13 protein-coding genes are annotated in these 12,722 nt (G+C 70.8%); 6 read left to right on the top strand and 7 right to left on the bottom strand.

Annotation, left to right across the window (positions count from 1 at the left end; all coding sequences use genetic code 11):
- The first annotated feature begins 27 nt into the window (after nt 1-27).
- On the top strand, nt 28-1,143 hold the full coding sequence (locus tag BLS95_RS04820) for a ferritin-like domain-containing protein (protein ID WP_090929633.1): 1,116 nt from the start codon (nt 28-30) through the stop codon (nt 1,141-1,143).
- A 15-nt stretch (nt 1,144-1,158) separates the two neighbouring features.
- On the opposite strand, the gene BLS95_RS04815 is transcribed toward BLS95_RS04820, so the two are convergent.
- Together BLS95_RS04815 and BLS95_RS04810 are read right to left on the bottom strand one after the other, a co-directional pair.
- Nucleotides 1,159-2,475, bottom strand: coding sequence for a sensor histidine kinase (locus BLS95_RS04815; protein ID WP_090929632.1), 1,317 nt, complete (start codon nt 2,473-2,475; stop codon nt 1,159-1,161).
- A gap of 65 nt (nt 2,476-2,540) precedes the next feature.
- Entirely contained in the window at nt 2,541-3,878 is a 1,338-nt protein-coding gene (locus BLS95_RS04810; protein ID WP_218135602.1) for an MFS transporter, read from the bottom strand.
- A gap of 194 nt (nt 3,879-4,072) precedes the next feature.
- On the opposite strand from BLS95_RS04810, the gene BLS95_RS04805 reads away from it, so the two are divergent.
- Both BLS95_RS04805 and BLS95_RS04800 read left to right on the top strand, forming a co-directional pair.
- Nucleotides 4,073-5,794, top strand: a complete 1,722-nt coding sequence (locus BLS95_RS04805) for an ABC transporter ATP-binding protein (protein WP_090929630.1) — start codon at nt 4,073-4,075, stop codon at nt 5,792-5,794.
- Nucleotides 5,791-7,620: an ABC transporter ATP-binding protein gene (locus BLS95_RS04800; RefSeq protein WP_090929629.1), complete on the top strand. Its 1,830-nt coding sequence runs from the start codon at nt 5,791-5,793 to the stop codon at nt 7,618-7,620. Before BLS95_RS04805 ends, BLS95_RS04800 begins: the two co-directional genes overlap by 4 nt.
- On the opposite strand, the gene BLS95_RS04795 is transcribed toward BLS95_RS04800, so the two are convergent.
- From BLS95_RS04795 to BLS95_RS04775, 5 genes are all read right to left on the bottom strand, one after another.
- Complete coding sequence (locus BLS95_RS04795) at nt 7,617-8,096, bottom strand: hypothetical protein (RefSeq protein WP_090929628.1); 480 nt, start codon at nt 8,094-8,096, stop codon at nt 7,617-7,619. The two genes, BLS95_RS04800 and BLS95_RS04795, sit on opposite strands and share 4 nt — an antisense overlap.
- 68 nt (nt 8,097-8,164) lie before the next feature.
- A complete protein-coding gene (locus tag BLS95_RS04790) occupies nt 8,165-8,464 on the bottom strand; it encodes a hypothetical protein (protein ID WP_090929627.1) in 300 nt (99 codons plus the stop codon).
- Between the two features lie 60 nt (nt 8,465-8,524).
- Entirely contained in the window at nt 8,525-8,860 is a 336-nt protein-coding gene (locus BLS95_RS04785; RefSeq protein ID WP_245764834.1) for a DUF202 domain-containing protein, read from the bottom strand.
- Nucleotides 8,861-8,862: 2 nt separating this feature from the next.
- Complete coding sequence (locus tag BLS95_RS04780; protein ID WP_090929626.1) at nt 8,863-9,189, bottom strand: YidH family protein; 327 nt, start codon at nt 9,187-9,189, stop codon at nt 8,863-8,865.
- An 80-nt stretch (nt 9,190-9,269) separates the two neighbouring features.
- A complete protein-coding gene (locus BLS95_RS04775; protein WP_090929625.1) occupies nt 9,270-9,656 on the bottom strand; it encodes a hypothetical protein in 387 nt (128 codons plus the stop codon).
- Nucleotides 9,657-9,793: 137 nt separating this feature from the next.
- Here BLS95_RS04775 and BLS95_RS04770 point away from each other — a divergent pair, with 137 nt between their 5' ends.
- The 3 genes from BLS95_RS04770 (at nt 9,794) to bla (ending at nt 12,721) form a co-directional block, all read left to right on the top strand.
- On the top strand, nt 9,794-10,384 hold the full coding sequence (locus tag BLS95_RS04770) for a winged helix-turn-helix domain-containing protein (RefSeq protein WP_090929624.1): 591 nt from the start codon (nt 9,794-9,796) through the stop codon (nt 10,382-10,384).
- The gene (locus BLS95_RS04765) at nt 10,377-11,669 is read left to right on the top strand and encodes an MFS transporter (protein ID WP_143043583.1); all 1,293 of its coding nucleotides are present in this window, start codon (nt 10,377-10,379) and stop codon (nt 11,667-11,669) included. Before BLS95_RS04770 ends, BLS95_RS04765 begins: the two co-directional genes overlap by 8 nt.
- A 113-nt stretch (nt 11,670-11,782) precedes the next feature.
- Nucleotides 11,783-12,721 carry a class A beta-lactamase gene (bla, locus tag BLS95_RS04760; protein ID WP_090929622.1) on the top strand — a complete coding sequence of 313 codons (939 nt, stop codon included), beginning with the start codon at nt 11,783-11,785 and terminating at the stop codon, nt 12,719-12,721.
- The last annotated feature ends 1 nt before the right edge of the window (nt 12,722 follow it).

Genomic DNA, 12,722 nt, shown 5'->3' with positions numbered 1-12,722 from the left:
ACGGTGTACGTAACCCCCGGAGGCCCCATGTCGACCCACGACCTTCTCACCATCCCCGCCGGCCTCGCCACCTGGGACGTCCAGATGTCCGGCAGCAGCCGGTTCACCTGGGAGTACGACGACGGCAGAGATCGCATGCTGGCGCTGTACCAGAAGGGCAAGGACAAGCAGTGGGACTCCACCAAGCGCATCGACTGGGACCTTGAGGTGGACCCGTACGACGTGCTGGGCACCCCCGACGAGATCATCGCGATCTACGGCACCCCGCTGTGGGAGCGGATGAGCAAGCAGATGCGCAAGGACGTCAGGCTGCACAGCGCGGCCTGGCAGTTCTCCCAGTTCCTGCACGGGGAGCAGGGCGCGATGATCTGCTCGGCCAAGATCGTGGAATCGGTGCCCGACCTGGACTCGAAGTTCTACGCGGCCACGCAGACGATGGACGAGGCCCGGCACGCCGAGACCTACGCCCGGTTCCTGCAGGAGAAGGTGGGCCTGGCGTACCCGATCAACGAGCACCTCAAGGCACTGCTCGACAGCACGCTGAGCGACTCCCGCTGGGACATGCCCTACCTGGGCATGCAGGTCCTCATCGAGGGACTGGCGCTGGCGGCGTTCGGGGTGATGCGCGACATCACGACCAAGCCGCTGCCCAAGCAGATCCTCGCGTACGTGATGCAGGACGAGGCCAGGCACGTCGCCTTCGGCCGGATGGCGCTGCGCGACTACTACCGCGAGCTGTCGGAGGCCGAGCTGCGCGAGCGCGAGGACTTCGTCATCGAGGGCTGCTACCTCATGCGCGACCGGCTGCGCGGCCGGGAGACCTGGGAGCACCTGGGGCTGTCGAAGGCCGAGGTCGACGAGGCCATGGTGGCCACCGACCGGTCGGACTACCTGCGGGCGTTCAGGTCGCTGCTGTTCAGCAGGATCGTGCCGTGCGTGAAGGACATCGGGCTGTGGAGCCCGCGGCTGCGGCAGGCGTACGCGGACATGGGCGTGCTGGAGATGGCGGGCCAGTCGCTGGACACGCTCATGAAGCAGGACGAGGAGATCGCCGACAAGATCGACGAGGCGCGCTTCGCCCAGGAGGAGGCCGAGCGGCACGCCGAGGTGGCCGGCACGATCGCCCTGGGATCCGCATCCTGACGGCGTGCGCGAGGCTCAGGTGACGAGCGGCAGCCGCAGGAGCAGCCGGGCGCCGGGTCCCTCCTCGACGGTCAGCGTCCCCCCGTGGGCGGTGGCGATGTCGCGGGCGATCGGCAACCCCAGCCCGCTGCCCCCGGTGTCCCTGGACCGGGCGCGGTCGAGCCGGGTGAAACGCTCGAACACCCGCTCCCGCATCTCCACCGGGATCCCGGGCCCGTCATCGACCACCCGCACCTCGGCCATGTCCCCGCACGCCCGCACGCTGACCGCGACGACGGTGTCGCCGTAGCGGTCGGCGTTGGACAGCAGGTTCGTCAGCAGCCGGCAGAGCTGCAACCGGCTGCCCCGGATGTGGACGCCGGGCTCGATGTCGGTGGTCACCGGCAGCCGGGCGGGGCGGCGCGCGATCTCGTCCGCGACCAGCCGTCCCAGGTCGAGCCGCTCCTCGGGGGGCTGCGCCCCGGCGTCGAGCCGGGCCATCAGCAGCAGGTCCTGCACGATGTCCGACAGCCGGTACGCCTCGTCCAGCGCCGCCCGCCAGTCCTCCGCGTCCAGGCCCTCCAGCCCCGCCTCCAGCCGTACCGTCAGCGCGGTGATCGGGGTGCGCAGCTCGTGGGAGGCGTCCGAGACGAACCGGCGGTGCCGCTCCACGGCGTCCTCCAGCCGGCCCAGGGTGTCGTTGACGGTGGCGGCCAGCTCCTCGACCTCGTCGCGGGTCGCGGGCACCTCGATGCGCCGGCTCAGGTCCTCGGCGCTGATGCGTTCGAGGCCCGTGCGGATGCGTTCCACGGGGGCCAGCACCCGGCCGACGCCGTACCAGGAGGCCCAGCCCATCAGCGCCAGCAGCAGGGCGGACGAGCCGAACAGGACCAGCGGCAGGAACGGCGAGTAGAGCAGGAACGGCTCCCGCACGGCCGCATAGGCGACGACGGGCCCGTACGCGGTGTTGCGCTGGCCGAACCCGGCCACGATCATGCATCCGCCGGACTGGCACACCCGGTCGCGGACCAGGGGATCGCCGCCGCTGGGCCGGACCCGGGTGAGCGGCGGCCGGCCGACCAGCCCTCCGTTCGAGGCCAGCACGTGCCCCCGGTCGTCCACGATCTGCTGGAGCGCGACATCGCCCTGCGGCGGGATCAGCCCGGTGAACCGGTGGTTCTCGACCTCCATGGCGAGGTGCCGGCTGGCCCGGTCGGCCTTGGCGGTGAGCTGGCTCCGCACCCACGCCGGGTAAGCCGCCAGGAGCACGATCACCCCGGCCAGCAGGACGATCCCGAACACGACCATCGTCGCGATCGTCACCCTCGCCCTGATGGACCGGCCGAACACCATGATCCAATTGTGCCACGCACAGTACAAACCGCAGGTCAAATGGCATACGTGAGGTGGTGACCCGGCTACCTGGAACCGCCGCCGGACCCGGCGGACGTGCTCCGGGCGCCGGTGACCAGGGCGAGCAGCGCCGCGCCGAGGTAGGCGCCGCCGGCCACGACGGCGGCGTGGTGCACGCCGGCCACGAACGCGGCGGGCCGGTCGGGGTCCCCGGCGAGGGCGCCGAAGGTGGCGACGCCGACCACACCGCCCGCCTGCCTGGCCGAGGTGTTGAGCGCGCTGGTCAGGCTCTCTGCGCCGGGTGGCGTGGCGGTCATGGCCAGCGCGACGACGGCGGGGGTGAGCAGCCCGGCGCCCGCGCCGATGACGACCATGCCCACGGCCAGCGCGCCGTACCCCGAGTCCGCCCGGAGGGCGAGCAGCGGCGCGAAGCCCGCCACCAGCAGCACCAGCCCGGCGAGCATGACGGGACGGGGGCCGCGCCGGGCGGCCGCCCGCGCGGCGTGGGCGGGCAGCAGCACCAGCGGCACGAACAGCGGCAGCAGCGCCAGCCCCGACTGGATGGGCGGGTGGCCGCGGACCATCTGCAGGTAGACGCTGAACAGGATGATGACGCCGTTGACGCCGAAGTTCATGACGGCGGCGACGATCGTGCTGACCGCGATCGGCCGCTCGCGCAGCAGGGACACCGGCAGCACCGGGTGGGTGCGGCGCCGCTCGACCAGGACGAAGGCGGTCCCGGCGGCCAGCGCGAGGGCGGCGGGCAGCAGGAAGACCGACGACCAGGTCCCGAGCCGGCCGGTCTCGATGACGGTGAACGTGAGCAGCGCCAGCGCCCCCGTGCCGAGCACCGCGCCGGGCACGTCCAGCGGCCGGGGCTCCGGCGCGGTCTCGGTGACCAGGTACAGGGTCCCGGCGACGACCAGCGCGACCACGGGCACGTTGATCCAGAAGATCCAGGGCCAGCCGAGCGACTCCACCAGCAGCCCGCCGAGCACCGGCCCGGCGGGCAGCGACAGGCCCGCGACCACGGCCCACACGCAGACGGCCCTGGCGTGCTCCTCGCGGGCGGTGTAGAGCCGGGTGACCACGGACAGGGTGCCGGGCATCAGCAGCGCGGCGCCCATGCCCTGCACCGCGCGGGCCCCGACCAGGGCCCACAGGCCGGGGGCCAGGGCGCAGGCCATCGAGGCCAGGCCGAAGATCAGAAAGCCGGTGACGACGATCCGCCGGTGGCCGTACCGCGCTCCGAGCGTGCCGCCGAACAGCAGCAGGCCCGCGAGGGCGAGCTGGTAGGCGCCGATCACCCACTGCAGATCGGCCACGTTCGTGATGCCCGTGGCACGCCCGATGGAAGGCAGTGCGATGTTAACGATCGTGACGTCGAGCAGCACGAAGAACATTCCCGTGCACATCATTACGAACGTCGCAGCCTTCCGAAAGCCCATGAACTTTCACGTTTCCGCACGTCACATACAGAAACCACACCCCGGGGGTCACAGAAAATCGGTTGAACGGACGTATTAGCCTGGAGGGGATGCCTCCCGATACGCACACACCTCGCCGTCCCCTGCTCTCCTCCAATTCCCTGTGGCGGATGAAGTCCTATCTCCGCCCGTACGTCCTGCGGCTTGTCCTCATCTGGCTGGCAGCGATGATCGGCATCGGCGCCAGCATCACGCTGCCTCTCATCAGCGAACAAGTCATCGACGGCCCCGTCCTCCATGGCGACCAGGGCGCCCTGCTCCCCCTCGGCTTAGTCGCCCTCGGCGTGGGCGCCGTCGAGGCCTTCATGATCTTCTTCAGGCGCTGGGTGCAGATCAAACCGGTGCTCGGACTCGAAACCGCCATCCGCGACGACCTCTACGAGCACCTGCAGCGCCTGCCCATGGGATTCCACGGCGACTGGCAGTCCGGCCAGCTGCTGTCGCGGGCCACCACCGACCTGTCGACGATCCGCCGTTTCCTCGGGTTCGGCATGCTCTTCCTGGTCATGAACATCCTTCAGCTGATCACGGTGACCGTGCTCCTGCTGAACAAGTACTGGCCGCTCGGGCTGCTCGTCGCGGCCTCGGCGGTGCCGATCGTGGTGGTCTCGCTCCGCTTCGAGAAGCGCTACATCAGGATCTCCCGCCAGGTCCAGGACCAGCAGGGCGACCTCGCCACGCTGGTCGAGGAGTCGGCCATCGGGATCCGTACGATCAAGGCGTTCGGCCGCCGCCACCACGTCTTCGACAACTACGACGAAGCAGCCCTCAAGGTGTACGGGTCGTCGCTGGACAAGGTGCGCCTGTCGGCGAAGTTCTTCGCCTTCCTCGGGCTGATCCCCAACGTCACGCTCGCCTTAGTGCTGCTGCTCGGCTCGCTGGCCGTCGGCTCCGGCTCGCTGACGCTGGGCGGGCTGGTGGCGTTCACCACGCTGATGCTGCAGCTCGTCTGGCCCATCGCCAGCCTCGGCCACATCCTGGCCATGGCCCAGGAGGCGATGACCTCCGCCGACCGCGTCATGGAGGTCATGGACACCGTCCCGGCCATCGAGAGCGGCGACCGCACGATCGACACGCCGCGCGGCCACCTGCGCTTCGAAGGCGTCGGCTTCTCCTTCCCCGGCTCCGACGAGCCGGTGCTGCACGACGTCTGGCTCGACGTGCGCCCCGGGGAGACGGTCGCCATCGTGGGCGCGACCGGCTCGGGCAAGACCACGCTGACCGCGCTGGTGCCCCGGCTGATCGACCCGACCGAGGGCCGCATCACGATCGACGGCCAGGACGTGCGCGACCTGACCCTGCCCGCGCTGCGCTCGGTGGTGGCCACGGCCTTCGAGGAGCCCACGCTGTTCTCCATGAGCGTGCGAGAGAACCTCACCCTCGGCCGCCTCGACGCCACCGAGGAGGAGCTCGCCGCCGCGATCCAGACCGCGCAGGCCATGTTCGTGTACGACCTGCCGTGGGGCCTCGACACCCGCATCGGCGAGCAGGGCCTGTCGTTGTCCGGCGGGCAGCGCCAGCGGCTGGCCCTGGCCAGGGCCGTGCTCAGCAAGCCCAGGATCCTGGTGCTCGACGACACGCTGTCCGCGCTCGACGTCGAGACCGAGGCGCTGGTGGAGGAGGCCCTCCGGCACGTGCTGCGCGAGGCCACCGGCATCGTGGTGGCGCACCGGGCCTCCACCGTGCTGCTGGCCGACAAGGTGGCGCTGCTGCGCGACGGCACCATCACCCACGTCGGCCGCCACAACGAACTGCTGGCCGAGGTGCCCGAATACCGGGAGTTGCTGGCCCAGGACGCCGACTTCGACCCGTCGGAAGGGGCACTGCGATGACGACCGCCACGACGACCTGGCGCGGCGTCGCCTCCGAGGAGCAGGACGAGCTGCCGGAGAAGGTGTCCGTCCTGCTGCGGGCCCGCTCCCGCCGGCTGCTGGGTGACCTGCTGTCGCCGTACAAGAAGTCGATCGCCTGGCTGACTACGGTCATCGTCATCTCCAACGCGGCCGGGCTCGCCATCCCCTACCTGGTCAAGGTGGGCATCGACGAGGGCATCCCGCCGATGCTGCACGGCGGCGGGCCGGCCACGATGCTGACCGTGGTCGGCGTGATCCTGGCGGCGGCGGTCACCCAGGCGGTGACGCGGCAGGCGTTCCTGCGGCTGTCGGGCCGGATCGGCCAGAGCATCCTGCTGGAGCTGCGCCGCCGGGTGTTCGACCACTTCCAGCGGCTGTCGCTCAGCTTCCACGAGAAGTACACCTCCGGCCGGGTCATCTCCCGGCTCACCTCCGACGTCGAGGCCATCGCCGAGCTGTTGCAGGCGGGCTTCGACGGGCTGGTGACGGCGGTGCTGACCATGATCGGCACGGCCGTGCTGCTGCTGGTGCTGGACGTGCACCTGGGCCTGGTGGCGCTGGTGCCGCTGCCGATCCTGCTGCTGTTCACCCGGTGGTTCAGGCGGCAGTCGGCGATCGTCTACCGGCGCACACGGGAGACCGTGGCGCTGGTGATCGTGCACTTCGTGGAGTCGATGACCGGCATCCGCGCGGTGCAGGCCTTCCGCCGGGAGCCGCGTAACCAGGAGATCTTCAAGGAGCTCAACGACGGTTACCGCGGCGCCAACGCCAGCAGCATGCAGCTCATCGCCGTGTTCATGCCGGGGATCAAGCTGATCGGCAACATCACGGTCGGCGGCGTGCTGATCTACGGCGCCTACCTGGCCTTCAACCAGGAGGTCACGGTCGGCGTGCTGGCCGCGTTCCTGCTGTACCTGCGGCAGTTCTACGAGCCGATGCAGGAGATCAGCCAGTTCTACAACACGCTGCAGTCGGCCGGCGCGGCGCTGGAGAAGCTCTCGGGCGTCCTGGAGGAGGAGCCGGACGTGCCGGAGCCGCGCGATCCGCAGCCGCTGCCCCAGGGCAGGGCGCGCGGCAAGGTGCGCTTCGAGGACGTCAGGTTCGCCTACGTCGAGGAGATGCCGATCCTGCCGAACCTCGACCTGACCATCCCGGCCGGGCAGAGCGTGGCGCTGGTCGGCGCGACGGGCGCGGGCAAGACGACGCTGGCCAAGCTGATCTCCCGCTTCTACGACCCCACCGGCGGGCGGGTGCTGCTCGACGGCGTCGACCTGCGCACGCTGGACGAGCCGACGCTGCGCCAGGCCGTGGTCATGGTGACGCAGGAGAACTTCCTGTTCAGCGGAACGGTGGCGGACAACATCAGGTTCGGCCGCCCGGAGGCCACCGAGCGGCAGATCCGGGAGGCGGCCAAGGCGATCGGCGCGCACGACTTCATCTCGGCCCTGCCCGAGGGCTACGACACCGAGGTGGGCAAGCGCGGCGGCCGGATGTCGGCCGGGCAGCGTCAGCTGGTGGCCTTCGCCCGGGCGTTCCTGGCCGATCCCGCGGTGCTGATCCTGGACGAGGCGACCTCCAGCCTCGACGTGCCGAGCGAGCGGCTGGTGCAGCGGGCGCTGCGTACGATCCTCGCCGACCGTACGGCGCTCATCATCGCCCACCGCCTGTCGACGGTCGAGATCGCCGACAGGGTGCTGGTCATGGACAGGGGCGAGATCGTCGAGGACGGTCCGCCGGATCAGCTCATCGCCGCCTCGGGCCGGTTCGCCGGGCTGCACCAGGCGTGGCTGGACAGCCTGAGCTAGTGCTGCGGGCGTGCCACGGCCACGAGGTTGGCGTACAGCTCGTAGCCGACGAAGACGGCCAGCGGCACGCCGAGCGCGACCAGCAGGCGGCCGGGCAGGTGTGTCCGCTCAGCGGGCGCCCTGCCCGGCTCCGGCTCCCGCACGAACAGCGGCGCCGGCTCCGGCGCGGGGCCGGGCATGAGCTCGGGATGGCGCGCTAAATACCCCGCGGGGAACGACGTCACGTGGTACGCGCCGCAGCCCGGGCAGCAGACGCCGGACCACGGCGGTGGCACGGGCAATCCTGAGCTGAGCCAGACCTCGACGGTGTTGCCGTGGTTGTCGGTGAGATGTCTGCGGACGAAGTCCTCTTCCCAGACGTGAAGACAACGTAGGCACTCGTAGGGCCATGTTTCCCGGATGTCGAACCCGTCGGGCACTTGGACCACCCCCGGCTGCGAGTCGCCGTTCCGCTCCGAGTGTGCGCCCCCGCTCATACCCCCATCAAGGCGCGCCTTGTGACACTCGGCGCTACGTAATGCTCACCAAGTGTCATGGTTAGTTATCAGTAAAGCGGCTTGGGGACAGGACTGAGCAGTGGCGTGGGATCGGGCGCGACCGGGCCCGGCGGCGGGATCAGCTCGGGATGATGTGCCAGATAACCGTTGGGGAACGTCGTGGCCTGCTGGGCTCCGCAGCGCGGGCAGATGGCGCCCGGCGCGGGTGGCGGCACGGGCTGACCGGCCTGCAGCCAGACCAGGCTTTCGTGGCCACGGGAGTCGACGTGCCTGACGATGTAGTCCTCTTCCCAGACGTGCCAGCAGCGGCGGCACTCGAACGGTATGTTCCTGTGTTCTTCCTCCAATGAGGTCACCCCCTCGCTTTCGAGTTTCCGCCTCCTCCTCCGCCCGGTGCAAATCGGGGCTCACCTGACGGTGAGCACGAAGGTCCACGCCCCGGCGACCACGCTGAGCGTGCCCAGCCAGGCGAAGAGCACGTCAAGCCCGGCGTCCAGGGGCTTGCCGTTGTGCAGGGCCGCCTGCACGCGGCGGAAGCGTACGCGGGTCCTGATGAGCAGCACGGCGCCGCAGAGCGCGGCCAGTGTGAAACCGATCACGGCGGACAGCGGCAACTGGTGCCGCAGGGACAGCCCGGCCGCGCCGAGCCCGCCGGTGGCCAGGGCCACGGCCATGCGCACCCAGGCGAACCGGGTGCGCTCGCTCTGCAGCCCGCGATCCCAGATCCGCTCCTCGGGCGCCACTCTCAGGCCGCCAGGATGATGAGGACGAGGGCGAGCACCGCCACGGCGGCCACGCCGTACCCGAAGACGGCGGCGAGCGCGGGCGGCGGCAGCGGCGCCTGCTTGCGCAGGGCGCGCTGGATGTTGCGCCAGCGGGGATAGGCCATGCCGGCCGCCAGCGCGGAGAGCGTGACCAGAATCACAGCCAGTCCGGTACGGATCCACGGCACGAACACGTCGGAAGGCACCGCCGCCATGGCCACCCCCGCCGCGCTCAACGCCAGCGCCGTGCTCAGCCAGGTGAGGAAGGTTCGTTCGTTGGCCAAGGTGAAGCGCGGGTCGGGTTCCATGGCATTTACGATAATTCGTCCACATTTCCCCTAGAGAAGGCGGGATTGCCGACCCCGCCGGGGACCTCGACCCTCCAGGGTCAACTACAGGCCTGAGCCACCTGCTCCAGGTAGGCGGCCCCTTCGGCGGTGGCCTTCTGCGCCGCGTCGACGGTGTCGTTGACGTTGTCGACGCTGATGCCGCTCAGCGTGGCCGCCAGGTTGTCGGAGGCCTCCTTGAGGGTGGTGTTGGCGGCATCGTCGGCCACGGTGTTGAGCTTGGTCGCGGTTTCGTCCAGAGCCTTCTCCATGGCCTGGGGGTCATTGGCGAAATCGGTGAGCTTGGTGCCCAGTTCGGCGATGATCTTGGGCGCCTCCAGGCATGCCTGGGCCTTGTCGATGGTGCTGTTGACTTCGCCGCACCCGGCGGCGAACACGCAGACGGCGAAGACTGCGAGGGGCACGTACCGGCTTTTGAGGTGAGGCATGGTTCGACCCTACCCAAGCGCCCGGCCACGTGACGTGACCAACGATATTCCCTTAGTCGACCCTTGACTGACCTTGATGGCCCACATTCCAAAGAAATCCTTGACATCCACGCGCCGTGCCGCCGATGATTCCAAGCATGTCTTTGGAATCCTCCGGGCGGCGGGTGCTCGACAACCCGGCGGCGATGCGGGCCTTCGCCCATCCGGTGCGGCTGGCCCTGCACGAGCTGCTGCTGCGGGCGGGGGCGACGACCGCGGCTGACGCGGCCCGCGAGGTCGGCATCAGCCAGGCGCTGGCCTCCTACCACCTGCGTCAGCTGGCCAAATACGGGTTCGTGGAGCAGGCCACGGCGCGGGACGAGCGGGAGCGGCCGTGGCAGGTCACCCAGCGCGTCCAGGTCTGGGACGACAGCGCGACGGGGCCCGACCGGTCGGCGGCCATGAGCCTGCTGGAGCAGGTCATGGCCGAGCGGGCGCTGTCCCGGCTGATCGAGTGGCAGGACCGGCGGCGCGAGGAGCCCGACGCGTGGCGGGCGATCGGCGGCGTCGGCAACAGCTACCTCTACGCCACGCCGGAGGAGGCCACGGCGCTCGGCACCGCCATCGCGGGCCTGCTGGAGCCGCTGATGGCCCGCGCCCAGGACCCCGCGACCCGGCCCGCGGGGGCACGCCCCCTGCTGCTGACCCAGCTCGTGGTCCCGCTGCCACCCACCGCCTCAGGTGACTGAGGAACGCGCCGCCGGCACGCCTTCGGTGGCAGGGGAGCGCGCCGTCGGCGGGCCCATGGCGCTGCTGCGCGGGAACCGGGACTTCCGCCGGTTGTTGCTGGCCTCCCTGGTCTCCCAGACAGGCGACTGGGTGGTCAGCACCGGCCTGGCCTTCCATGTCTACCAGCTGACCGGCTCGACGCTCTCCAGCGCGATCATGCTGCTGGTCACGCGGCTGCCCGACGTCCTGTTCGGGTCCCTGGCGGGGGTGCTGGCCGACCGCTGGGACCGCCGCAGGCTGCTGGTCGCCACCGACCTGCTGCTGGCGGCGGGGCTGCTGCCGCTGCTCGTGGTGCGGGGGCCGGACCAGGTGTGGATCGTCTATGCCGTGGCGCTGTGGTCGGGCGTGCTCGGCACCCTGCTCGCCCCGGCGCAGAAGGCGCTCCTGCCGGGGCTCGTGGCCGGGTCCCGGCTGGTCCCGGCCAATGCCCTGCACGCCCAGAGTGGCCAGGTCGCGCGCCTGCTGGGTGCGGCGCTGGGCGGGGTCGCCGTCACCGCGGGCGGACTGCCCGCCATCGTGCTGCTGGACGTGACAAGCTTCCTGATCTCCGCGGCCCTGCAGGCGACCCTGCGTGCCCCGGCCCGGTCGGCTGCCGTGACGTCCGTCGGCGGCCAGTGGGTGTCCGGGTTGCGGCTGGCCGGGACGGACCCCGGTGTCCGGTCGCTGGTCGTGTACATGGTGATCACGGGGCTGGGAGAAGGGATCTTCGCCACCCTCGCGGCGCCCTTCGTGGCGGACGTCCTGGGCGGCGGAGCCGACGCGTACGGGGTGTTCGTGTCGGCGCAGGCGGTCGGCGGGCTGGTGGGCGGCCTGGTCGTCGCGGTGGCCTTGGGCCGCGCAGGTCCGCGGGCGTTACTCGGCTGGGGAACGGTCGTGTTCGGGGTGCTCGATCTGGCGTTGTTCGCCTACCCGCTGGTCGCGCCCGCGTTGTGGCCGGCGCTGGTGCTGATCGCGCTGGCGGGGGTTCCGGCGGCGGCCGCCACGGCGGGATTCGCCACCCTGGCGCAGACCGTCACCGCCGACGACCGCCGGGGCGGCGTCATCGGCCTGCTGGGCAGCGCCCAGGCCGCCACGTCGCTGGGTGGCATGGCGCTGGCCGGGGTGCTCGGCGGGCCGGTGGGCATCGTGGCGATGCTCTGCCTGCACGGCGGCGGCCTCGTCGTGGCGGGACTGCTCGTGCTCGCGCTGGGGCGGAGCCGGAGCAGGACCTTTCCCACGGTTTCCGGCGAGGCGGACGTGGGTTGAGCTGTGATCATGCCGGAACGGATATCGAGGCGGTCGCGGTATCGCTATTAGACATCGGCCGATCGGATCTGCTTGGCTCCTTGCCCTCAGACGGACGAGCTCAAGGACTTGGCATGCGACACCGCCGTTTCACGGCAGCGACCACGTTGACGACCTCCCTGCTGGCGGGCGCCGCGCTCATCCCGGGACCGGCCTCGGCCGCGCCGGTGGCCGGCGTCCAGGCCTCCACGGTACGGGCGGCCACGGGTGAGGCGCGGGCCCGCAAGGAGTTGCGCGCGCTGGAGGCCTCCTTCAAGGGCCGCATCGGGGCGTACGCGATCGACACGGGCACCGGCAGGACCATCGCCTACCGGTCGGGCGAGCGGTTCCCGCTGCTGTCGACGTTCAAGGCGATGGCGTGCGCGGCCGTCCTGCACAAGGCCCGTACGTCCGAGCCCGGCCTGATGCGGAAGGTCGTACGCTGGACGGCCGCCGAGGTGCAGGAATACTCGCCGGTCACCGAGAAGCACGTGAAGGACGGGCTGACGGTGGCCCAGCTCTGCAAGGCGGCCATCACACTCAGCGACAACACCGCGGGCAACATGATCCTCAAGCAGATCGGCGGCCCGGCCGGGCTGACCCGGTACTTCCGTACGCTGAAGGACCCGATCTCCCGCCTCGACCGCTGGGAGACCGAGCTGAACGTGTGGACGCCGAAGGAGAAGCGCGACACCACCACGCCCGCGTCCATCGCCCGCGACCTGCGCGCGGTGGCGACCGGCGACGCGCTGACCGCCGCCGACCGGCGGCAGCTCAACGCCTGGATGCGCGCGACCGAGACCGGTGACACCCGCATCCGCGCGGGCCTGCCGAAGACCTGGACGATCGGCGACAAGACCGGCAGCAACTCGGAGTTCGGCGGCGCGAACGACATCGCCGTCGTCTGGCCCAAGAAGACCTCGGCGCCCATCATCATGGCGGTCTACACCAACCGGGCCCAGGGCGTCGCGGGTGACGACTCCGCCGTCGCGCGCACCGCCACCATCCTGGCCCGCGGCCTCGGCAGGCTCTGAC

Origin of the sequence: Nonomuraea jiangxiensis (assembly GCF_900099965.1) — a bacterium.
Taxonomy (GTDB): domain Bacteria; phylum Actinomycetota; class Actinomycetes; order Streptosporangiales; family Streptosporangiaceae; genus Nonomuraea; species Nonomuraea jiangxiensis.
Note: the sequence above shows the minus strand (reverse complement) of the source record. Positions and strands in the feature narration are given on the sequence as shown.

Coding starts and splice junctions, on each gene's coding strand:
- BLS95_RS04820 (WP_090929633.1), top strand. CDS start 28: ATGTCGACCCACGACCTTCTCACCATCCCCGCCGGCCTCGCCACCTGG.
- BLS95_RS04815 (WP_090929632.1), bottom strand. CDS start 2,475: ATGGTGTTCGGCCGGTCCATCAGGGCGAGGGTGACGATCGCGACGATG.
- BLS95_RS04810 (WP_218135602.1), bottom strand. CDS start 3,878: ATGTTCTTCGTGCTGCTCGACGTCACGATCGTTAACATCGCACTGCCT.
- BLS95_RS04805 (WP_090929630.1), top strand. CDS start 4,073: ATGAAGTCCTATCTCCGCCCGTACGTCCTGCGGCTTGTCCTCATCTGG.
- BLS95_RS04800 (WP_090929629.1), top strand. CDS start 5,791: ATGACGACCGCCACGACGACCTGGCGCGGCGTCGCCTCCGAGGAGCAG.
- BLS95_RS04795 (WP_090929628.1), bottom strand. CDS start 8,096: ATGAGCGGGGGCGCACACTCGGAGCGGAACGGCGACTCGCAGCCGGGG.
- BLS95_RS04780 (WP_090929626.1), bottom strand. CDS start 9,189: ATGGAACCCGACCCGCGCTTCACCTTGGCCAACGAACGAACCTTCCTC.
- BLS95_RS04775 (WP_090929625.1), bottom strand. CDS start 9,656: ATGCCTCACCTCAAAAGCCGGTACGTGCCCCTCGCAGTCTTCGCCGTC.
- BLS95_RS04770 (WP_090929624.1), top strand. CDS start 9,794: ATGTCTTTGGAATCCTCCGGGCGGCGGGTGCTCGACAACCCGGCGGCG.
- bla (WP_090929622.1), top strand. CDS start 11,783: ATGCGACACCGCCGTTTCACGGCAGCGACCACGTTGACGACCTCCCTG.